This is a genomic window from Rhodococcus sp. CX, assembly GCF_015865005.1.
Classification (GTDB): Bacteria; Actinomycetota; Actinomycetes; order Mycobacteriales; family Mycobacteriaceae; genus Rhodococcus.
Genome location: NZ_JADZGH010000095.1, coordinates 9,354 through 10,935 on the forward strand (window position 1 = coordinate 9,354; position 1,582 = coordinate 10,935).

Below are 1,582 nucleotides of genomic sequence, written 5' to 3' on the forward strand. Positions count from 1 at the left end.
TCCTCGCCGGTCAGTTCCGCCACCCGCTCCTCGGCGTCGGTTTCGCCGTCGAGGTCGGCGGCGGCCGCGTTGAGGAACCACTTGACGCCGTCCTTCGTGCGACCGGCTGCCACCAGCGCGTCCGCGTAGGCGTAGAACAGGCGTGCGGCGGCGGTCCCGGTCCGGGACTCGTCGAGATCCGGAGTCTGCAAGGTGACGACGGCCTGATCGTATTGGCCGAGGTCCATGCGGGCACCGGCCACGACGATGCGCAGCTCGCTGGCCTCGTCCCCGGTCAGGGCACGGGCTTCCTCGCTGCGGCCGAGTTCGATGGCACGCTCCGGCCGGCCGAGTCCGCGTTCGCAGTCGGCCATCACCGCCAGCAGGCCGGGACCGCCCGACATGCGGCGGGCAGCGCGCAGCTCGGACAGGGCCTCGGCCCATTCACCGGCGTGATAGGCGGTGATGCCCGCGGCCTCGCGGACCACGGCGATGCGACCGGCACGCTGTCGTGCCGCCCGGGCATGTGCGAGCGCGAGCCGCGGATCGTCGTCGATGAGCTTGCCTGCCATCACCAGGTGCCGGGCGACGGTGTTCGCGTTCGACTTGTCCAGGCTCAGCAGGTCGCGACGGATCGTCGGATCCAGCTCCGAGGCTTCGACATCGTCCGGCAGATCCGGCTCGTCCGGTCGGGCATCGCGACGCTGCGGGGGCACGCCTTCGCGACCGCGGCCGGGTCCGAAACCGCCCTCGCCGCCGCGACGACGGGCGCCGCCGTCGCGCCGATCCGGGCCGTGACCTCGGCTGTCGCGGGCACCACGATCGTCGCGGGGTCCGCGGTCGCGTCCCTCGCCTCCACGGCGGTCGTCGCGTCCGCGCTCACCACGGGCGTGCTCGGGCCGCTCACCGCGGGGCCGGTCACCGAAGCCGCCGCGCCGGTCGTCACGGCGCTCGTCGCCGTAACCACCCCGACGCTCGTCACGTCCGCGATCACCACGGCCGTGCTCGGGTCGCTCACCGCGGGGCCGGTCGCCGTAGCCGCCCCGGCGGTCGTCGCGACCGCGGTCGCCGCGGCCCTGGTCGGAACGTTCACCCCGGGGCCGGTCGCCGAAGCCACCGCGCCGATCGTCACGACGCTCGTCGCCGTAGCGGTTCGGACGGTCGCCACCCCGGCCCTGACGGTTGTCTCCGGTTCCGCCCTGACGGCGATCACCCCGGTCGTCGCGACGACGGTCTCCGCCCTGACGTGCATCGTCTCCGCGGTAGGACGGACGGCCCTCACCGCTGCGGCCGTACCGTCCGCGCTCACCCTCGCCCTGCCGGCGATCGCCGGAAGAAGGACCCTGCCGGCGGTCGCCGAAGGACGAGCTCTGCCGGCGATCGTCGCTGCGACCGGAACGGTTCTCGTCCCGGCGCCGGTCCTGATTGTCGTCGCGTCCCGACCGCGGGGTGGATCCTCCGCCCCGGAAGGATCGACGCTCACCGCTGTTGTCGGACACAGAAAAATCCTTTCACGAAAAAACACGAAAGGGGACCCAGTGAGTGGGTCCCCTTTCGGTAACGGGTGTTCGGCGGTGTCCTACTCTCCCACACCCTGTCGAGT

General features: G+C 72.6%; 1 pseudogene. It reads right to left on the reverse strand.

The features are described 5' to 3' along the window. Positions 1–959: pseudogene (locus tag I0Q12_RS10270) on the reverse strand (tetratricopeptide repeat protein); the annotation flags it as partial. Positions 960–1,582: the final 623 nt, after the last annotated feature.